16 protein-coding genes and 1 pseudogene are annotated in these 20,189 nt (G+C 70.4%); 9 read left to right on the forward strand and 8 right to left on the reverse strand.

The window, feature by feature from the left end:
- Positions 1-38 precede the first annotated feature (38 nt).
- Both ACIHCQ_RS23080 and ACIHCQ_RS23085 read right to left on the reverse strand, forming a co-directional pair.
- Entirely contained in the window at positions 39-2,738 is a 2,700-nt protein-coding gene (locus tag ACIHCQ_RS23080; protein ID WP_399665324.1) for a SpoIIE family protein phosphatase, read from the reverse strand.
- A 188-nt stretch (positions 2,739-2,926) separates the two neighbouring features.
- The gene (locus ACIHCQ_RS23085; protein WP_399665327.1) at positions 2,927-4,576 is read right to left on the reverse strand and encodes an FAD-dependent oxidoreductase; all 1,650 of its coding nucleotides are present in this window, start codon (positions 4,574-4,576) and stop codon (positions 2,927-2,929) included.
- Positions 4,577-4,861: 285 nt separating this feature from the next.
- On the opposite strand from ACIHCQ_RS23085, the gene ACIHCQ_RS23090 reads away from it, so the two are divergent.
- From ACIHCQ_RS23090 to ACIHCQ_RS23120, 7 genes are read left to right on the forward strand one after another with little or no spacing between them, the layout of a single operon-like run.
- Positions 4,862-6,004: a SchA/CurD-like domain-containing protein gene (locus ACIHCQ_RS23090; protein ID WP_399665330.1), complete on the forward strand. Its 1,143-nt coding sequence runs from the start codon at positions 4,862-4,864 to the stop codon at positions 6,002-6,004.
- Between the two features lie 60 nt (positions 6,005-6,064).
- A complete protein-coding gene (locus tag ACIHCQ_RS23095; protein WP_399665333.1) occupies positions 6,065-6,544 on the forward strand; it encodes a cupin domain-containing protein in 480 nt (159 codons plus the stop codon).
- On the forward strand, positions 6,541-7,812 hold the full coding sequence (locus ACIHCQ_RS23100; RefSeq protein WP_399665336.1) for a beta-ketoacyl-[acyl-carrier-protein] synthase family protein: 1,272 nt from the start codon (positions 6,541-6,543) through the stop codon (positions 7,810-7,812). The genes ACIHCQ_RS23095 and ACIHCQ_RS23100 overlap by 4 nt, the downstream gene beginning before the upstream one ends.
- Entirely contained in the window at positions 7,809-9,143 is a 1,335-nt protein-coding gene (locus tag ACIHCQ_RS23105) for a ketosynthase chain-length factor (RefSeq protein WP_399665339.1), read from the forward strand. Before ACIHCQ_RS23100 ends, ACIHCQ_RS23105 begins: the two co-directional genes overlap by 4 nt.
- 39 nt (positions 9,144-9,182) lie before the next feature.
- Positions 9,183-9,440: an acyl carrier protein gene (locus ACIHCQ_RS23110; RefSeq protein WP_399665342.1), complete on the forward strand. Its 258-nt coding sequence runs from the start codon at positions 9,183-9,185 to the stop codon at positions 9,438-9,440.
- A gap of 1 nt (position 9,441) precedes the next feature.
- Positions 9,442-9,921: an SRPBCC family protein gene (locus ACIHCQ_RS23115; protein WP_399665345.1), complete on the forward strand. Its 480-nt coding sequence runs from the start codon at positions 9,442-9,444 to the stop codon at positions 9,919-9,921.
- Between the two features lie 45 nt (positions 9,922-9,966).
- Positions 9,967-10,302, forward strand: a complete 336-nt coding sequence (locus ACIHCQ_RS23120) for a TcmI family type II polyketide cyclase (RefSeq protein WP_399665349.1) — start codon at positions 9,967-9,969, stop codon at positions 10,300-10,302.
- 63 nt (positions 10,303-10,365) lie between these two features.
- Here ACIHCQ_RS23120 and ACIHCQ_RS23125 read toward each other — a convergent pair whose 3' ends face one another.
- From ACIHCQ_RS23125 to ACIHCQ_RS23150, 6 genes are all read right to left on the reverse strand, one after another.
- The gene (locus ACIHCQ_RS23125) at positions 10,366-11,466 is read right to left on the reverse strand and encodes a methyltransferase (protein WP_399665352.1); all 1,101 of its coding nucleotides are present in this window, start codon (positions 11,464-11,466) and stop codon (positions 10,366-10,368) included.
- A 40-nt stretch (positions 11,467-11,506) separates the two neighbouring features.
- On the reverse strand, positions 11,507-12,583 hold the full coding sequence (locus ACIHCQ_RS23130) for a nitrous oxide reductase family maturation protein NosD (RefSeq protein WP_399665355.1): 1,077 nt from the start codon (positions 12,581-12,583) through the stop codon (positions 11,507-11,509).
- A gap of 96 nt (positions 12,584-12,679) precedes the next feature.
- Positions 12,680-14,212, reverse strand: a complete 1,533-nt coding sequence (locus ACIHCQ_RS23135; RefSeq protein ID WP_399665358.1) for a carboxyl transferase domain-containing protein — start codon at positions 14,210-14,212, stop codon at positions 12,680-12,682.
- Positions 14,209-15,657: an acyl-CoA synthetase gene (locus ACIHCQ_RS23140; RefSeq protein ID WP_399665361.1), complete on the reverse strand. Its 1,449-nt coding sequence runs from the start codon at positions 15,655-15,657 to the stop codon at positions 14,209-14,211. The genes ACIHCQ_RS23135 and ACIHCQ_RS23140 overlap by 4 nt, the downstream gene beginning before the upstream one ends.
- Positions 15,658-15,711: 54 nt before the next feature.
- A complete protein-coding gene (locus ACIHCQ_RS23145; protein WP_399665364.1) occupies positions 15,712-16,359 on the reverse strand; it encodes a response regulator in 648 nt (215 codons plus the stop codon).
- Positions 16,347-17,579 carry a sensor histidine kinase gene (locus ACIHCQ_RS23150; RefSeq protein WP_399665367.1) on the reverse strand — a complete coding sequence of 411 codons (1,233 nt, stop codon included), beginning with the start codon at positions 17,577-17,579 and terminating at the stop codon, positions 16,347-16,349. The genes ACIHCQ_RS23145 and ACIHCQ_RS23150 overlap by 13 nt, the downstream gene beginning before the upstream one ends.
- 425 nt (positions 17,580-18,004) lie before the next feature.
- On the opposite strand from ACIHCQ_RS23150, the pseudogene ACIHCQ_RS23155 reads away from it, so the two are divergent.
- Together ACIHCQ_RS23155 and ACIHCQ_RS23160 are read left to right on the forward strand one after the other, a co-directional pair.
- A pseudogene (locus ACIHCQ_RS23155) lies at positions 18,005-19,096 on the forward strand (IS256 family transposase); the annotation flags it as partial.
- A 42-nt stretch (positions 19,097-19,138) separates the two neighbouring features.
- A complete protein-coding gene (locus ACIHCQ_RS23160) occupies positions 19,139-20,122 on the forward strand; it encodes a GNAT family N-acetyltransferase (RefSeq protein WP_399665709.1) in 984 nt (327 codons plus the stop codon).
- Positions 20,123-20,189 lie beyond the last annotated feature (67 nt).

Below are 20,189 nucleotides of genomic sequence, written 5' to 3' on the forward strand. Positions count from 1 at the left end.
CGGCAGGACGGTATGCCGCGTCACGAACGTCCAACTGCCTACGGTATGCGGTGATCCGGCAGCGCCGGATGCAGCGGCTGTTCCGCCCAGATGACCTTCCCCGCCGCCGTGTACCTCGTGCCCCACCGTTCCGCGAACTGCGCCACCAGGAACAGCCCCCGCCCGCCCTCGTCCGTGATCGCCGCCTGCCGCAGATGAGGAGACGTACTGCTGTGGTCGTAGACCTCGCAGATCAGGTTCCGGTCACGGATCAGCCGTACATGGATCGGGCCTATGGCGTAACGGATCGCGTTGGTCACCAGCTCGCTGAGTATCAGCTCCGTGGTGAAGGCCTCCTCCGTCAGCCCCCACTCCGCCAGCTTCCCGGCCACCGCCGCCCGTATCCGTGACACCGCCGCAGGCTCCGGCGGCACCTCCCAGTCGGCCACCCGCTCGGTGTCCAGCACCCGCGTACGTCCGACCAGCAGCGCGATGTCGTCGCGCGGGTTCTCCGGCAGCAGGGCGCGCAGGGCCGCCTCGCATGTTTCGTCCGGGGTGCGCGCGGGGTGGTCGGCCAGGGTGCGGAGCAGCAGGGTCAGGCCCTCGTCGATGTCCCGGTGCCGGTCCTCCACCAGGCCGTCCGTGTACAGCACCAGGTGGCTGTCCTGCTCCAGCACCACGTCCAGGGTCTCGAAGGGCAGCCCCCCGAGACCCAGCGGCGGGCCGCCGGGTACCTCCGCGAACTCCGCGCTGCCGTCCGGGTGCAGCAGCAGCGGCTGGAGGTGTCCGGCCCGCGCCATCGTGCAGCGGCCCGACACCGGGTCGTAGATCGCGTAGAGGCAGGTCGCTCCGGTGACCACCGTGTCGCTGCCGTCCGCCGCCTCGTCCTGGTCGATACGGGCGACCAGTTCGTCAAGGTGCCACAGCAGTTCGTCCGGCGGCAGGTCCAGCGCGGAGAAGTTGTGGACCGCGGTGCGCAGCCGGCCCATGGTGGCGGCGGCGTGCAGCCCGTGGCCGACGACATCGCCCACCACCAGCGCCACCCGCGCGCCCGGCAGCGGGATGATGTCGAACCAGTCCCCGCCGACACCCCCCAGCCCGCCGAGACCCGCCTGCGCGGGCAGATACCGGTAGGCGACGTCGATGGCGTTCTGCTCCGGCAGACCGCGCGGCAGCAGGCTGCGCTGCAGCGTCACCGCCATGGTGTGTTCGCGGGTGTAGCGCCGCGCGTTGTCGACGCTCACCGCTGCGCGGGCCACCAGCTCCTCGGCGACGGACAGGTCCTCCGCCTCGAACGGCTGCGGCTTCTGAGAGCGCCAGAACACCACCACGCCCAGAATCACGCCGCGCGCCCGCAGCGGCACCGCGATCATCGAGTGGATGCCGTACTCGACCAGCTTCCGGGCCCGCTCCGGATCCTGCTCCTGCCAGCCGGTGAGGGCCGCCAGATCCGGCTCCAGGACCGATTCGCCCGCGCTGACGCCGGAACCGACCGGGGTGCCCGGACTGAAGCGGAAGAGCTTGCCCAGCGGGTAGAACCCGCTGTCGTAGCGCAGGCCGCTGAAAGCCGTACGGCGCATCTCCGCGCCCCCGCCCGCGACCGTCGGCTCCTCGCCGCGCAGCACCGCCTCCACCAGATCAACGGTGACGAAATCGGCGAACCGGGCCGCGGCGAACTCGGCCAGTTCCTCACAGGTCCGTACGACGTCGAGGGTGGTGCCGATCTCCGTGCCCGCGTCATACAGCAGCTTCAGGCGCCCCCGCGCCACATCCGCGCTGCCGGTGAGCGCCTGCAGCTCGGTGGTGTCGCGCAGGGTCGCCACCGTGCCGGGCGGCCCGCCCGCCTGGTCGGTGGTCCGCTGGTTGACGGCGAGCAGCCGGTCCCCGACCACGTACACCTCGTCGTTGGCGATCCGCCCCGAGGCCAGCAGCCGGGCGGTGGCCGGGTCCAGACCGAGCTCGGCGACCGGGATCCCTTCCACCTCCGGGGGCAGATCGAGCAGCCGTCGCGCCTCGTCGTTGGCGAGGAGCATCCGCCCGTCGCCGCCGACGATGACCACCCCTTCCCGTACAGCGTGCAGGACCGCGTCGTGGTGCTCGTACATCCGCGTCATCTCGGACGGCCCGAGGCCATGGGTCTGGCGGCGCAGCCGTCTGCTGACCAGGGCCGTCCCGCCCGTGGTGAGGGCGAGGATCCCGGCGGCGGCGCCGAGCAGGAGCGGAATCTGCTCTTCTACGACGCCGCTGACCTTCTCGATGGTGATCCCGGCGGAGACCAGGCCCACCACCTTGCCGTCGGCGCCGATGATGGGCACCACCGCCTGCACCAGGGGCCCGATCGTGCCGGTGATCTTCTCGGTGACGATGCCGCCGGCCAGCGCGGGCCGGAGATTGCCGACGAACTTCTTTCCGATCCGGTCGGTGAGGGGGTGGGTATAGCGGATGCCGTCGGTGTTCAGTACGACGATGAAGTCGACGCCCGACCGTTTACGGGCCTCCTCGGCGCGGGGTTGCAGCACCGCCGTGGGGTTCGGCGCGTTCAGCGCTTCCTCCATGCCGGGGGCGTTCGCGAAGGTCTCCGCCACGGCGACGGACCGGTTGCGGGCCTCGCGTTCACTGTCGCTGCGGGACTGGAGCACGAGCGCGGTCATGGCGGCGGCGACCAGCAGCACCACGATCGCCACCTGCAGGAGAAAGACCTGGCCGGCGACAGTTCGCATGCGCAGAACCGAGCGCCGACGGCCGTAGCGTGCGGCCATGGACTCTTTCTACACCTCCCGCATACGCCGGGCTATCCGCACACCGCAAGGCGGAGGGGTCGCGTGCACGCCCCCATGTGCACGCCACCATACGGACAACGCCTCCGTCTGCCGAGCCCGGGCGGAAATTCGCGACGGCGGGAGCAGCGGGAGCAGCGGGAAGAGCGGGAAGAGCGGGAGCAGCGGGGTCAGCTCCGGTGCAGCAGGCTGGTCATCACCTTCTGGAGGGTCGCCACCGGATCGGACACCGCGTCCTCCGAGCGCCAGGCCACAAAACCGTCCGGGCGTACGAGCACCGCGCCCTCGGGTGTCGTGCCATGGAGCACCGCCCAGTCCGCCACGGCCTCGCCCGCGCCCCCCGGAACCAGGTCCGCGTCAGGACCGCTGCCGATCGCGTACGCCTCCAGCCGTACGGCCAGCCGGTCCGCGATCTTCCGCCCCGCCGTGCGCCAGGGCGTGCCCGCGCCGCTGAGCAGCACGAAGGACCGCTCGTACAGGTCGAGGAGGGACTGGCGCCCTTCGGGCCCGGTGACCCACATATGCGGTGCCCGCGTGCCCGGTTCGCCGTTCAGCCGCATCCGCTCGGGCACGACGGGACGGTCCGGGTCCGCGCCCACGACCGCGCCTTGCGGGTAGCTGTAGCCCATGGCGACCGTGAGCATCCCGCCCTGCCGCCCGCCGCCGGGCATGGCGGTGGGCGCGTAGCCGGGGTGGCTGTGTTCCGCGGACCGTGCCGACGCGCGCTCGCTCGTCGCCCGCGCCACCGGCTGCCGCTCCTGTTCGTACGTGTCGAGCAGCCCCGGCCCCGCCGCGCCCGACAGCACCGTCGCGAGCTTCCAGGCCAGGTTGTGGGCGTCCTGGATGCCGGTGTTGGAGCCGAACGCCCCGGTGGGGGACATCTCATGGGCCGAGTCCCCGGCGAGGAAGACCCGGCCGAAGGAGTACCGGTCGGCGACCCGCTCCGCGGCGTGCCACGGTGCCTTGCCGGTGATCTCGACGTCCAGAGAGGGCTCGCCGACCGCCGTGCGGATGTGCTCGGCGCAGCGCTCGTCCGTGAAGTGTTCCAGCGTCTCGCCCTGCTCGGGGTGCCAGGGCGCGTGGAACACCCACGCTTCCCGGTTGTCCACCGGCAACAGGGCCCCGTCCGCCTCCGGGTTGGTCAGATAGCAGACGATGAACCGCCTCTCTCCCAGTACGTCGGCGAGCCCCCGGGAGCGGAAGGTGATGCTGACGTTGTGGAACAGGTCGCCGTTGCCGCTCTGGCCGATGCGGAGCTGTTCCCTGATGGGGCTGCGCGGCCCGTCGGCGGCGACGAGGTAGTCCGCGCGCACAGTGGACTGCTCCCCGGTCTTCCGGTCTTTCAGGACCGCGCTCACACCCGTCGCGTCCTGGCTGAACGAGATCATTTCGGTGGAGAACCGCACATCGGCGCCGGCCTGCTGACGGGCGCGGGCGAGCAGCACGGGCTCGACGTCGTTCTGGCTGCACAGGCACCAGCTGGTGGGGCTGAAGCGGGCCAGCGCGCCACCGGGGTCGATCTCCCTGAACAGCCAGTTCTGGTCGTCCTCGCCCGTCAGCGATCCGGCCTGGAGGATTCCGTGGTTCTCCGCGAGGACCGACGCGGCCTCCCGGATCTCCGGCTCCACCCGCGCGCTCCGGAACACCTCCATCGTCCGTACGTTGTTGCCGCGCCCGCGCGGATGCGTCGAGGTGCCCGAGTGCTTCTCGACCAGCAGGTGTCTGACGCCGTGGCGGCCCAGGAACAGGGACGTGGACAGGCCCACCAGGGACCCGCCCACGATGAGGACCGGTACGCGGTAGTCGACGTTCGCTTCCATCAGTTGCTCCAGACCATCAGTGGCTTCAGTTCCTCTTTGTCTCCCGTTGCTCGGAACTTCCATGCCCTCTGCGGAGGCGGTTCCCTCGCGCATTCACCCGCTTGGTTCTCACCTCTCGCGCTGCTCGTGGTACCGGACCACGATCGATTCTGGGAGCCCCGCCCCCGTACCTGGGAAACGGGCCGTCCGTATCCGCGGGGTCGTTGACCCGGGCGGATTCCGCCGACGACTGACGAGGGGCCACGCCAGGTGGCGGCCGCGCTGTCGTGAAGGAGTGTGAGAGTGATGACAACCCTGTCCGAACGGATATCGCAGTCCGCCTTCGACGGCTCCAGGCTTCGGGTCGTTCTGCTGCTGGACCTCTATGACGGTGCCCAGAAGCAGTTCCTCGAGGCGTACGAGCACCTCCGCAACCAAGTGGCGTCGGTTCCCGGTCACATCAGCGATCAGCTGTGCCAGTCGATCGAGAACCCCTCGCAGTGGCTCATCACCAGCGAATGGGAGAGCGCGCCGCCCTTCCTGGCCTGGGTGAACAGTGAGGAGCACGTCGAGACAGTGCAGCCGCTGCACAACTGCGTACGCGACACCCGGTCGCTGCGGTACAGCGTCCTGCGCGAGACCGGACGCGGCTTCGCCGCCGTGCCCGGCGTGACCAAGGGCGGACTCCAGACCGCGCCCCGGCTCGGGGACGGGGTCGTCCGGCACGCGCTCACCTTCACCGTCAAACCCGGCAGGGAGGACAAGGTCGCGAAGATCCTGGCCGGGTACACCTCCCCGGCGGCCAGGGTCGACGAGTCGACCCGGCTGCGCCGCACCTCGCTCTTCATGCACGGCAACCGCGTCGTACGGGCGATCGAGGTGGAGGGCGACCTCCTCGCGGCACTGCGCCACGTCGCACGGCAGCCCGAGGTCAGGGAGGTCGAGGAGGCCATCAACCCGTATCTGGAGCAGGACCGGGACCTCAACGACCCCGACTCCGCCCGGATGTTCTTCACCCGGGCCGCGCTGCCCGCGGTGCACCATGTGTCGGCCGACGGGCCGGTGCCGTCCGACGTACACAGACACGCGCTGTACTACCCGGCCAAGGAGGGCTGCGGGATGACGCTGGCCCGGCTGCTCGCCAAGCAGGACGTGGCGGCGGCCGACGGCGCGGGAAGCCCCGTCCACAGCTCGACCATCTTCCAGCGCGACGACATCGTTGTGCGGCTCATCGATGTGAGCGGCCCGCTCACCGCGAAGCCCGCCCTGGCGCTCGGCGTCAACGGGCCCCGGAAGGCGGCCACGCTGGCCCGGCTGCTCGCGCCCGGCCAGAAGGGTGCCATGCCGACCACCGACGAGGGGATCTCGCGTTTCCTCGACCAATACGACATGGACCCGATCACCGACCGGTCCGCGTCACCGGATTCACCGGATTCACCGGAATCCTGACCGCCGGTCTCGATTGCCGGAGACCCGCCGGAATTCTGACCGCACCTGGAGGAAGCAGTCATGACCACGCACCGTCCACGCATCGTGGACCTCAGCGAGACCCAGCCCAACCGCAGGCGCGGAGGCGACCTGCGCGCCATGCTCACGCCCACAGCGGTGGGCGCCACCAGCGGCTTCATGGGCCTGGCCATCATGCAGCCGGGCGAACGCATCGGCGAGCACTACCACCCGTACTCCGAGGAGTTCGTGTACGTCGTGAGCGGGCGGCTGGAGGTGGATCTGGACGGGGAGACGCACGCGATGCGGCCCGACCAGGGCCTGCTGATCCCGCTGAACATGCGCCACCGGTTCCGTAACATCGGCGATGTGGAGGCCCGCATGGTCTTCCACCTCGGCCCGCTCGCACCACGCCCCGAACTCGGACACGTAGACACAGAAGACAGCGAAGACAGCGCAGTCACCGGAGTCGCCCAAGTCATCGAGCACGCCGCGGGCACGGCTCAGGGCATGCCGCCGGAACGGACTGGGGCCGCTTCGTGAACCGGCGGGTGGCGGTCACCGGGGTCGGTATCGTCGCCCCTGGCGGAGTCGGCGTCCCGGCCTTCTGGGACCTGCTCGCGAACGGCCGTACGGCGACCCGGGGCATCACGCTCTTCAACCCGAAGGGCTTCCGCTCCCGCATCGCCGCCGAGATCGACTTCGACCCCGCGGCCCACGGTCTCGGCCAGGACGAGGTGGCGAAGTCCGACCGGTACATCCAGTTCGCGCTGGTGGCCGCGCGGGAGGCGGTACGCGACGCCGGTCTCGACCCGGAGCGGGAAGACCCCTGGCGGATCGGGGTGTCGCTGGGCACCGCGGTCGGCGGCACCACGCGCCTCGAACAGGACTACGTCGCCGTCAGCGGCTCGGGCGCCCGCTGGGACGTGGACCACCGCCCGGCCGGGCCGCATCTGCAGCGCGCGTTCTCGCCGAGCTCACTCGCCTCGGCGGTCGCCGAACAGGTCGGCGCCCACGGCCCCGTACAGACCGTTTCGACGGGCTGCACCTCGGGACTCGACGCGATCGGCTATGCCTTCCACTCCATAGAGGAGGGCCGGGTCGATGTGTGTATAGCGGGCGCGTCGGACTCGCCCATCTCACCTATCACGGTGGCGTGCTTCGACGCGATCAAGGCGACCTCGCCGAACAACGACGACCCGGCCCACGCCTCCCGGCCGTTCGACGCCAACAGGGACGGGTTCGTCATGGGCGAGGGCGGCGCGGTCCTCGTCCTGGAGGAGCTGGCACACGCCCGCGCCCGCGGCGCGACCGTGTACTGCGAGATAGGGGGCTACGCCACCTTCGGCAACGCCTACCACATGACCGGGCTGACCACCGAGGGCCTGGAAATGGCGCGGGCCATCGACAGCGCGCTCGACCACGCCCGTGTCGACCGTTCACAGATCGACTACGTCAACGCGCACGGCTCCGGCACCAAGCAGAACGACCGGCACGAGACGGCGGCGGTGAAACGCTCGCTCGGCGACCACGCGTACAACACCCCCATGAGCTCCATCAAGTCCATGGTGGGCCACTCGCTGGGCGCGATCGGCGCGATCGAACTCGTGGCGTGCGTCCTGGCCATGGACCGTCAGGTGGTGCCGCCGACGGCCAACTACGAGACCCCCGACCCCGAGTGCGACCTCGACTATGTGCCGCGCACCGCCCGCCCCCGGAAGCTGAGCAGTGTGCTCTCGGTCGGCAGCGGATTCGGCGGTTTCCAGTCCGCGGTCGTCATGACCCGACCGAGTGGGAGGACGACACCATGACCTCTGGGCACGATGGGCGCGATGGGCACGATGGGCAGCCTCGGCACGATGGGCAGGACCTGCACGATGGGCAGGGCCGGCGCGCGGACGGTCAGGACCGGCGCGCTGTCGTCACCGGCATCGGCGTCATCGCCCCCAACGGCGCGGGCACCGAGGCCTTCTGGAAGTCCACCCAGGAGGGCGTCAGCGTCCTCGACCGGGTCACCCGCGAGGGCTGTGAGCATCTGCCCCTCCGCATCGCCGGAGAGGTACGCGACTTTCAGCCCCGCGAGCTGATCGAGGAGCGTTTCCTCGTCCAGACCGACCGGTTCACGCACTTCGCGATGGCCGCGGCCGATATCGCGATGGACGACGCGCGGCTCGGCCGCGCCGACTACGAAGGCTCGCCCTTCGCCGTGGGCGTGGTGACCGCCGCCGGTTCCGGCGGCGGCGAGTTCGGGCAGCGCGAACTGCAGCGGCTGTGGGGAGAGGGCTCGCGCTTTGTCGGCCCGTACCAGTCCATCGCCTGGTTCTACGCCGCGTCCACCGGCCAGATATCCATCCGCGGCGGCTTCAAGGGCCCCTGCGGCGTCGTGGCCAGCGACGAAGCGGGCGGGCTCGACGCGTTCGCGCACGCCGCCAGGATCATTCGCCGCGGCGGCGACGCGGTCGTCGTCGGCGCGGCGGAAGCCCCGCTGGCCCCCTACTCGGTGGTCTGCCAGCTCGGCTACGAGGACCTGTCCACCCGCGAGGACCCGACGTGCGCCTACCGGCCCTTCACCGCCGACGCCTGCGGCTTCGTACCCGCCGAGGGCGGCGCGATGCTCGTGGTCGAGGAGGAGACGGCGGCCCTCCGCCGCGGCGCCAACCCCCGCGCCTATGTGGCAGGTCACACCGCGACATTCACCGGGCCGTCCCGGTGGGCGGAGTCCCGGGACGGCCTGGCCCAGGCGATACGGGGCGCGCTGGCCGAGGCCCGCTGCGCGCCCGAGGACGTCGACGTGGTGTTCGCGGACGCCCTCGGCGTGGCGGAGGCCGACCGCGCCGAAGCGCTGGCGATCGCCGACGCGCTGGGCGCGCACGGCCACCGCGTGCCGGTGACCGCGCCCAAGACCGGCATGGGACGGGCGTACTGCGGCGGGCCCGTGCTGGATGTGGCCGCCGCCGTACTTTCCATGGAGTACGGCCTCATACCGCCGACCCCGAACGTCTTCGAGGTGTGCCACGACCTCGATGTCGTGACCAGCCGGGCCCGGCCCGCCGAGCTGCGTACGGCCCTGGTGCTGAGCCGTGGACTCATGGGCTCGAACACGGCGCTGGTGCTGCGCGGCGCCACCCCCACCCCCTCGTGAGAAGCGATGAGCGATGAGCGATGAGAAGGAGAAGCACCCATGAACGATCGACTGACCATCGAAGACCTGGCCGCCCTGATGAAGAAGGGCGCGGGTCTCACGGTCGACCCCATTGACCTGGCGGGCCGCCCCACCGCCCGCTTCGACGAGTTCGGCCTCGACTCGCTGGGGCTGCTCGGCATCGTCGGTGAGCTGGAGAACCGGCACGGTCGTCCGCTGCCTCCGGACGCGGACCGGTGCAAGACCCCGCAGGAGTTCCTCGACCTTGTCAACAACACTCTGATGACTGGAGCCTGATATGTCCGGACACACCAAGAACGACGTCACCATCGCCGCTCCCCTGGACCTGGTCTGGGACATGACCAACGACCTGGCGAACTGGCCGCGGCTGTTCAGCGAGTACGCGTCCGTCGACATCATGAAGCGGGACGGCGACACGACGACCTTCCGCCTGACCATGCACCCGGACGAGAACGGCAAGATCTGGAGCTGGGTCTCGGAGCGCACGACCGACCGCAAGGCGGCGAAGGTGACGGCCCGCCGGGTCGAGACCGGTCCCTTCGAGTACATGGACATCGTGTGGGAGTACTCGCAGGTCCCGGCAGGCACGCTGATGCGGTGGACGCAGGACTTCGCGATGAAGTCGGACGCCCCGGTCGACGACGCGTGGATGACCGACAACATCAACCGCAACTCCCGCATCCAGATGGAACTCATCCGGAGCAAGATCGAGCAGCGGGACCGCGAGAGCCGCACAGCCGCCGTCGGCTCCCTCTGAGCTCCTCTGAGCCTGTCTGAGTTCCTACGGAAAGGAGACCCTCTGATGCACCACGCCCTGATCGTCGCCCGGATGGCGCCGGAGTCGGCGCCCGACATCGCCAAAATCTTCGCGGCCTCCGACGCCGGCGAACTGCCGCACCTCGTCGGAGTCACCCGGCGGCGCCTTTTCCAGTTCGGCGACGTATACATGCACATGATCGAGTCCGAGATGCCGCCCGGCCCCGCGATCGCGAAGGTGGCGGAGCACCCGGTCTTCCGGGACATCAGCGACCAGCTCACCGCCTACGTCAGCCCGTACGACCCGGAGACGTGGCGGAGCCCGAAGGACGCGATGGCCCGGGAGTTCTACCGGTGGGACCGCGAAGGCTCCAGCCGGTAGACGCGCGAACAACGCCCCGGGTCCGCCTCCTGTGAGGCGGACCCGGGGCGTTGTCGCGACCGGTTAAGGAACAGCGCATTCGAAGGCGTGGAGATACGGATTGACCGGCCGGACCTCGCGGAGCAGGAGCCCCGCCTTCGTCGTCCTCTCCTCCATGCTCGCGCGGGTGTGTTTCGCGCCCCCGACGTTGAGCAGCAGAAGCAGGTCCATGGCCGTGGTGAACTTCATCGAGGGAGTGTCGTCGACGAGGTTCTCGATGACCACGACCCTGGCCCCCGGCCGGGCCGCCGCGACGACGTTGCGCAGAGTCCGGTGAGTGGAGTCGTCGTCCCACTCCAGGATGTTCTTGATGATGTAGAGATCCGCCTCGACCGGGATGTCCTGGCGGCAGTCCCCGGGAACGATCCGCGCACGCTCGGCCAGCGAGCCGCCGTTACGCAGCCGGGGATCCGCCTTCGCCACCACATCGGGCAGATCGAGCAGCGTGCCCCGGACGTCCGGGTATTTCTCCAGCAGACTCGCCAGTACGTGTCCCTGGCCGCCGCCGATGTCCGCGACCACGGACACTCCGCTGAGGTCGAGGTGTTCCGCGACGTCCAGTGCGGACTGTTTGCTGGAGGTGGTCATGGCGCGGTTGAACACCTGCGCCGACTCGTGCGCCTCCTGGTGCAGATACTCGAAGAATCCCTTGCCGTACAGCTCGGGGAAGACACTCGCGCCGGAACGCACCGCCTCGTCCAGCCGGGGCCAGGCGTCCCAGGTCCACGGCTCCGTGCACCACAGGGCGATGTAGCGCAGGCTGTTGGGGGCGTCGTCGCGCAGCATCCGCGACATGTCGGTGTGGGCGAACGTACCGTCTTCGGTCTCGGTGAACACGCCGTAGCAGGACAGGGCGCGCAGCAGCCGGCGCAGGGGCTGCGGTTCGCAGGTCACCGCGGCGGCGAGCGTCTCGGCGGTGGCGGGCGACTCGCCGAGCGCGTCGGCGACGCCGAGCCGGGCCACCGCCCGTACGGAAGCGGCGCAGGCGGCCCCGAAGACGAGCTCGCGCAGGCGCATGGCCGACTGTGTGCCGCCGCCGTTGGGGGGAGTGGTGGTGGTCAGCGGGGCGGCCAGTGGAGTGGACGGGGAGGAGTGGGTGGGTGGTCTGGCGCTTACGGTGGTCATACCGTCTCGATTCTCCTGACGAGTGGTGAGGGAACGCCGGTCAGCACATCCCGGCGGGTTCGGAAGCCGCGCACGAGTTGCCGGTGAACGTGTTGCCCGTTCCCTTGCCCCGGTTGGCCAGGTCGGCCGGGCTGTTGCCGCGTACGTCGTTGTCCCGGATGACGTTGGCGCTGTTGACCGCGCCCACGAAGCTCTGGAACAGCACGATTCCGCCCGAGAGCGGCGAGCGGCCCGCGTTCTTCATGACCCGGTTCGAGTGGATGAGGGTGGACTCGGAGCCGGTGAGGACGATGCCGGAGCCCTGGAGCGCAGGAAGGCGCTCGGTGGCGGGGCAGGATTTGTTGTTCTCGACGATTTTGTTGTCGGTGATGGTCATCGCCCCGGCCGCGGGTTTCGACTCGTCGCCCACGACGAACACCCCGGCGCAGTTCCCGGTGATGGTGTTGTAGCTGAGGTCGAGGTTTCTGAGCCGCCTGACCGTGACGCCGATGCGGTTTCCTGACAGCTCGTTTCCCCTGATCAGCGCATGGTTGGTGTCGGTCGCCCCGCCTTCCTGGTCGATGCTGTTCGCGAGGAAGAGCCCGGCGTCTCCGTTGACGCGGGCGGTGTTGTTACGGAACTGCCCGCGGGTGGATCTCTCCTGGGCGATGCCCCAGATGCCGTTGTTCCGGGCCGTTACATTCAGGACCGTCAGCCGGTCGGTGCGGGAGGCCCAGATGCCGCTCTCCTTGAAGCCCGCAACGGTCAGTGAGCGGATGGTGACGTGGTTGAGGTTCCGGTCCGCCGTACCCATGACGCAGATGCCGTTGGCGCCTTGCGCGCAGGTGCTCTTGGCCTTGGGCGTGCCTTTGGGTGGCTTCGCCGCCGGGATGATCACGGTTTCCGTGCCCGACCCGCGCAGGGTCAGGCCGGGTTTGGTGACAAGGACGCTTTCGCGGTAGACGCCGGGCGCGATGGTGATGGTGTCACCGGGCTTGGCGGCGTTGACCGCCCGCTGGATGGACTGCCCCGGACGGACCACAGGGGAGTCCGCGCCGGCGGTCGGCGCGGCGGCCCCCAGTCCCGAAATGGTGGCGGCTGCGATGCATGCGAGGCAGGTGATCTGTCGTTTCGTCATAAAACCGAAGCTAGGGGCGATCATCGCGGCTCGCCACATGGAGTGAGCGGATGGATACCTTCCGTACGCGGTTCGGTTGAGGGGCGTGGCGCGGGGTCACTCCTCCGGTTGCACGACCGGTACGACCCCACGGGCCACCCCGAGATCCACGAGGTCCTGTGGGCGCAGCCGGAGCTGCCCGGCGGTGGCGCGGGTCTCCTGCGGGCCGCGCTTGAGGATCGCGGCGGCGAGCTCGGGGGCGATGACGGAGAAGTAACTGTCGGGTGTGACCCAGGTGTTGCCGGGCGCGGCGAGCGCGAGCGCCCCGCCGGAGCCGCCCTCGCCGATGACGAGGGAGGTGACGGGGACACGGGCGGCGGCCACGGCGGCGAACACCTCGGCGATGGCCGCACCCGCGCCCGCCCGCTCGGCCTCGGCGCCGTTGGCGGCGCCCGGCGTGTCGATCAGGGTCAGTACGGGTATGCCGAGCCGCTCGGCGAGCCGGATGAGCCGGGCGGCGGTCCGGTACCCGGCCGGGAGGGTGGCGGTGCCGCACTGCGCGGCGTAGGCGACGGTACGTCCGTCGTGCAGCCCGAAGCCACAGAGCATCCCGGGGTCGGTGGAGCCGCAGCGGTCGCCGGAGATGGCCTGGCGGTGGGTGAAGTAGGCGTCGAGGTAGGCGGTGGCGGGGGGCCGCTCGGGGGAACGGGCCTGGAGGACGGCATCCCAGCCAGTGCCCGGAAGCCGCGCCCGCCCGAGGCCGCGGGGCGGCGGAGCGGGGAGGCGGGCGGGGCCCGCGCCGGGCGTCTGGGCCGTGCGGCCCTCGGGTATCGCCTCTGCGGCGGTCTGGTCGCGGCCGGGGTCGGGGGGCTCGGTCGTGTGCCCGGCCCGCACCGCGTCCGCGCCCTCCGTGGCGTCCGTAACCCGCACATGCTCGGGGCCAAGCCCTGCGCCCCTTTCCCCCGGCCCGCCCGTCAGCAGCGTCAGCCAGCCGTCGAGCGTCGTGGCCAGCTCCTCCTCGCGTACCACCGCGTCAATCGCGCCCGCCGCCAGCTGCGCTTCCGCCGTGTACGCCGCCGGGTCCGCGTCCGCCGGCCGCACCCGTGACCCCGCGAAGCCGATCTGCGCGCCGGGCAGTGCCAGGATGACGTCCGCGCCCGCGCCCAGCGTGGCCCAGCCGCCGCCCGTCGTCGGGTCGCGCACCACCGCGAGCTGCGGCAGGCCCGCGTCCCGGGTCAGCGTGGACTGCCGCGCCACCCGCTGGAGCTGGACCAGCGCCCGCATCCCCTCCTGCATCCGGCTGCCGCCCGTCGCGATCAGCGAGACGACGGGCAGCCCCCGCTCCCGCGCATGCGTGTGCGCCGCCTCCAGCCGGTCGCCGGTCCGCTCGCCCAGCGAGCCGCCCAGGAAGCCGAACTCGAAGGAGATCAGCACCGCCTCGGTGGCCCCGATCCGCCCGGTCCCGCAGACGACGGACTCCGTCTCGCCCGTACGAGCCGCGGCCCGCGCCCGCAGCGCGTCGTACCCGGCCCAGCCGATCGGCCCATCGGGAGGAGCGGCGTACGCACCCCCGGGAGCGGCCAGTTCCCTGAACGCCTCGATGTCGGTCACCGAGGCAATCGCCTCACGCGCGCTCGCCCGATCGGTCATGGAACAAGCGCCCGCTTCATGATCTTGCCCATGTCGTTACGGGGCAGGGCCTCCAGATAGCGCACCTCGCGCGGCCGCTTGTGCGGGGCGAGCTGCGCGGCCACATGGTCCGCCAACTCCCGCTGCCCCGGCGGGGACTGGGCATCCGCGGGCACAATCCAGGCGATGATCCGCTCGCCCAGGTCCGCGTCCGGCTCCCCGGTCACCGCCGCCTCGCGCACGCCCGGATGGTCCAGCAGCGCGTTCTCGATCTCGCCCGCGCCGATCTTGTAGCCGCCGCTCTTGATGAGGTCGGTGGCCTTACGGCCCACGATCCGTACGTAGCCGTCCGGGTCGAGGCTCGCCATGTCACCCGTACGGAACCAGTCGCCGTCGAAGGCCGCCTCGGTCGCGTCGGGCCGGTTCAGATACTCCGTGAAGAGGTTCGGCCCGCGCACCTGGATCTCGCCGATGCCGTCGCTCTCGTCCACCAGCCGCAGCTCGACGCCGTTCAGCGGTACGCCGACCGTCCCGGGACGTTGCTCGCCGTCGGCGCGTACGGAGGTGTTCATCAGGGTCTCCGTCATCCCGTACCGCTCGACGACCCGGCGCCCGGTGGCCGCCGCGATCCGCTCATGGTCGCGCACGGGCAGGGCGGCGGACCCCGACACCAGCAGCCGCGCGCCCGCGAGTGCCTTCGCCAACTCGCGATCGGTGTCGAGGGCCTCGGCCAGCCGGTGGTACATCGTCGGTACGCCGAAGAGCATCGTGCCACCGGCCGTGAGCTCCCGCGCCACGCCCTCGACCGTGAACCTCCCCAGGTGCCGCACCTCCCCGCCCCGCCGCAGCGGTCCGAGGATGCCCAGGATCAGACCGTGCACATGGAACAGCGGCAGGCCGTGCACCAGGACATCGCCGGCGGTCCACTGCCAGGCGTCCTCCAGCGCGTCCAGCGTCGAGACGATCGCGCGGCGCGGCAGCACGACGCCCTTGGGCGGGCCCGTCGTCCCCGAGGTGTAGACGATCAGTGCGGGCGCCTCGGGCGAAGGCTCCGCGGGCAACGCCGTCGGGGCCGTACGCGCCGCCGCGCCGATCTCGATGTCCGTACGGATCAGATCGCCCAGTGCCGCGGGCAGTACGGCCCCCGGCTCGGCCAGCACCCGCGACGGCGCGCTGTCCGCGAGGATGTGCGCCAGCTCCTGCTCGCCGGTCTTCGGATTGATCGGTACGGCGGCCACACCCGCCAGCAGCGCGGCCACCACCCCCACCGCGGTCTCCAGGGTCGGGGTCGCCCACACGGCGACCCGCCGCGCGCCGGCGATCCGGGCGGCCGGCGCGCCCGCCGCCGCGGCCAGCTCGGCGTGGCTCAGGGACCGGTCACCGAAGCGGAGGGCGGGCTGTCGCGAGCCCGTGACAAGGGCCGGAAAGAGTGCCGGAAAGAGTGTCGGAAAGGAAGAAGGGGACACGCGTCGTAACTCCTTGTTCGAGAGTCCCATGATCCCATCCACAGGGGTCAGGCGTCAGGGCCCGCTGTTGAGAAAGGCGAGCACGGCCAGCACCCGGCGGTGGCCTCCGTCGGCGACGGGAAGGCCGAGCTTGGCGAAGATATTGCCGACGTGTTTGTGCACGGCGTTGTCGGTGACGAAGAGCCGCTTGCCGATCTCGCTGTTGCCGAGGCCCTGCGCCATCAGCCCGAGCACCTCGCGCTCGCGGTGGGTGAGGGAGGCGACGCCGTTCCTGCCGGCCTCGGCCATGAGCTGGGTGATGACCTCGGGGTCCATGACGGTGCCGCCCGCGGCGACCCGGCGCAGACCGTCGACGAACTCGCCGACCCGGCTCACCCGGTCCTTGAGCAGATAGCCGACGCCGCCGGATCCGTCGGAGAGCAGTTCGCGGGCGTACACCTTCTCCACGTACTGCGACAGGACCAGCACGGGCAGTCCGGGATGCGCCCGCCGTAGCTCCAGCGCCGCTCTGATGCCCTCGTCGCGGAACGACGGGGGCAGCCGTACGTCGGCGATGACGACGTCCGGCTGCTCGCACTCCACGGCTGCCATCAGTCCGGGCCCGTCGGTGACGACGGCGGCCACCTCGATGCCCTTGGTGCCCAGGAGCAGTTCCAGGCCCGCGGAGAGCAGGACGTTGTCCTCGGCGATCACGACGCGCACGGCAGCTCCACCGTGACAAGGGTCGGCCCGCCGGCCGGGCTGGCGACGAGCACGGTTCCGTCCAGCGCCGCTGCCCGTCGCCGGATCCCGATGACGCCGGTGCCGAGGCTCTCGTCCACCCCGCCGAGCCCGTCGTCGGTGACCTCTATCAGCAGGCTGCCGTCCTGCCTGCTCAGCCGCACCAGTACGCGGGTCGCGCAGCTGTGCTTGGTGGCGTTGGTGAGCGTCTCGGTCACGATGAAGTATGCGGCGGCCTCGACGGCGGCCGGCAGCCGGCCGAGCTCGCCCAGCTCCACCTCCGCCGGGATGCCCGCCCGCGCGGCCACCGCGGCCAGCGCGCCCTCCAGACCACGGTCGGCGAGGATCGGCGGATACATGGTGCGGATGACATCGCGGAGTTCCGTCATGGCCTCTTCGGCCCCCTCATGAGCCGCCTTGAGCAGCATGGGCAGCGCTCCCGATTCGTCGTCGAGCGACTCCCGGGCGATACCCAACTGCATGGCGATGGCCACGAGCCGGGCCTGCGTGCCGTCGTGCAGATCACGCTCGATACGCCGCAGCTCGGCGCCATGGGCATCGAGCGCCCCGGCCCGGGTCTCGGTCAGTTCGCCGACGCGTTCGGTGAGCCGGTCCTCCACGGACGGCTCCAGCGCGGCGACACACCTACGCGCGTGGGCGCGCGCCAGCCGGGGCAACGCCCACGAGGTCGCCGCCCAGGCGGCGGCAGTCTGTACGGCGCCGAGGGTGAGCGCGCTGCCCCACCCGGTCACGGTGTAGCCCAGCAGCAGGAACTCCCCGTCCGGAAACGCCCACCACAGCGGAGTCGCGACCGCCGTGTACACCACCGTAACGACACAGAGCAGCGCGGCCAGCCCTGCCGGGATGCCCGTCGCGATGTGCCGCAGCACCCACCGGCCGTCGCGCCTGCTCTCGGGGTCTTTCACCACTTGCCGCCACTGCGCGCGTATCCCCTTGGGCAGGGTCGTACGGCGCGCCGAAACGGAGACCCCGAGCAGCGCGGCGGCACGCCGCCGGTGCCACTCGGTCCACTGCCGCAGGCCCATCATCATCCGGGGGAACAGGACCAGCCCGAGCCCGAAGGCGGACGACAACGCCCCAACGGCCAGGAGGGCCGGTACGAGCATCGTCGCCATCGCCGAGACCAGGCCGACCAGGAGGTACCGACTGCCCCGCCACGCTTCTCTGCATCGCTCACGCATGTGAAGAGTCTGCGGGACGGGCCGAGGGCCGCACACTACGGCAGGCTGTACCAGCGACGGGCGCCAACACCGCGACTCTGGAAAGCACTTGGCACCGTTTACCGGGGCGGCTACGGTAACCGCGTTCCTCACTGCGGCCGATGCCGCTGTGTCCAGTCGTAGCAGAACCAGGAGGTGTGTGACTGATGGCTGTCGAGTCGATGAGCGGTGCTCTCATCCAGAACTTCATCACGTTCACGTCCACTCCTGTGGTCTCCGGCTGACCTTCTCCACTTCCTCCGCGCCCGCGTGCGCGTGCCGGGGCCACCCTTGTGAAGGGTTTCCCCTTGTCTTCCTCCCCTTTTCAGGTCCGCACACCACGTTCCTGGCGGCAACCGAGGCCGCATGTATAGGTGTCGCACGCGCGCTGTGCATGGCAAGGACGCGTGCGCAACGGCTACCACCAGCCCCGGAAGGTCACCACCGCGGCCGGGGCGGTCGAGGTGAAGGCCCCGCGGGTGAACGACAAGCGCATCGACGCCGCAACCGGCGAGCGCAACCGGTTCTCCTCCGCGATCCTGCCGCCGTGGTGCCGTAAGTCCCCGAAGATCAGCGAGGTACTGCCCCTGCTCTACCTGCACGGCCTGTCCTCCGGCGACTTCGTGCCCGCACTCGAACAGTTCCTCGGCAGCTCGGCCGGGCTCTCGCCGGCCACGGTCACCCGCCTGACCCAGCAGTGGCAGGCCGACCACGCCGCCTTCATGGACCGCGACCTGTCCGAGGTCGACTACGTGTACGTGTACGTGTGGGCCGATGGCATCCACCTCAATGTCCGCCTGGAGGAAGCCAAGGCATGTGTGCTCGTACTCATCGGCGTGCGCGCGGATGGCTCCAAGGAGCTGGTCGCGCTCAAGGACGGCTACCGCGAATCGGGCGAGTCCTGGGCGGACCTGCTGCGCGACTGCGCCCGCCGGGGCATGCGCGCCCCGGTCCTGGCGGTCGGGGACGGTGCCCTGGGCTTTTGGAAGGCGCTGGCCGAGGTGTTCCCCGACACCCGCGAGCAAAGGTGCTGGGTTCACAAGACGGCCAATGTCCTCGACTCCATGCCGAAGTCCGCGCAGCCGGGGGCGAAGAAGGCGGTCCAGGACATCTACAACGCCGAGGACCGCGACCACGCCGAGGCCGCGATCAAGACATTTGCCCAGCTCTACAGCGCGAAGTTCCCCAAGGCCGTCAAGAAGATCACTGACGATCAAGAGGAACTGCTGGCGTTCTTCGACCTCCCAGCCGAGCACTGGATCCATCTGCGGACCACGAATCCGATCGAGTCCACGTTCGCCACCGTCCGCCTGCGGACCAAGGTCACCCGAGGCGCCGGCTCCCGCACCGCTGCCCTGGCCATGGTCTTCAAGCTCGTCGAGTCCGCGCAGCAGCGGTGGCGGGCCGTGAACGCACCCCACCTCGTCGCCCTTGTCCGCGCCGGAGCCCGCTTCGAACGCGGCCGGCTTGTTGAACGGCAGCAGACGACCGCGGCATGAATGGGGTGGCGGACCTGCCTCGAAGTTCGAGACCATTCGGTCATGTTGGGTGGCAAGCCAGGACAGGACCTCCCGGTCGGCTTCGGGTTCCGGCCGTATCGCGGCGACGGAGACCACGGCGCCATGGCCGCGGTGCGGTTGGGGTGTGCCGAACGGGACCGGGTCGACGCCCATTCGGTTGTGGAAGGGCTCCCGACGGCGGCCGAGATCGCCGAAGCCTCTGCCGAGCTGGAGGAGCCGTCCAAGAACCAGATCCTGGTAGTGCACGGCGGAGGCGTCGTCGGCTACTCGACGATCCGGTGGTGGCAAGAGCGGGACGATACGTGGCTCTACCTGCACCGCGGCTACCTGTTGCCCGAGCATCGCCACCAGGGCATCGGCTCAGCCATGCTGAGCTGGGCCGAAGAGCGCATCCGTCAACTCGTCGAAGAACATGGAACGGCGCGGACGGCAGTGATCGGCGCGAACGCCGTGGCCTCCGAGCAGGACGCCACGGCGCTTCTACTCGCAGCCGGCTATCGACGTGTCTTCAGTCTGGTCGAGCTGGAGCTGGGCGATCTGCAGCAGTTGCCCGAGTCGGCCGGCGAACTGCCGGCCGGGATACGGACGGGCCCGATCCACACCAGCCACTATGGTGCAGCCTGGAGGACGGTCGTCGATTCGTATGCGGACACCGGTTTCACTCAGAAATGGCCCTTCCAGGACTTCGTCGACACCGCCGACCCGGCATGCTGGAGGGCTGCCTGGAACGGGCAGGACATGGTCGGCGTCGCCCTCTGCTCCATCCGCCGTCACGACCACACCGTGGGCGAGGTCGAAGAGCTGAGTGTCCGAACGGACCAGCGACGCCTCGGAGTCGGCCGGGCCCTGCTGCTGGACGGGCTGCGAAGCCTTCGCGAGCAGGGTGCAACGACCGCCCGGCTGTTCACGGGCACGGCAAACCCGCACCGGTCCTACGACCTTTACGAGAGCGTGGGGTTCCGGCGGCAGAACGAGTACGTCCGTTACCGCAAGCCGCTCGCTTGACCGACCCGTCATCGGGCTGTCCAGTCAATCCACAGGATTTGACAATGCCTCGGCTACACCGCCACGT

The organism is Streptomyces sp. NPDC052236 (genome assembly GCF_044548015.1).
Taxonomy (GTDB): Bacteria; Actinomycetota; Actinomycetes; order Streptomycetales; family Streptomycetaceae; genus Streptomyces.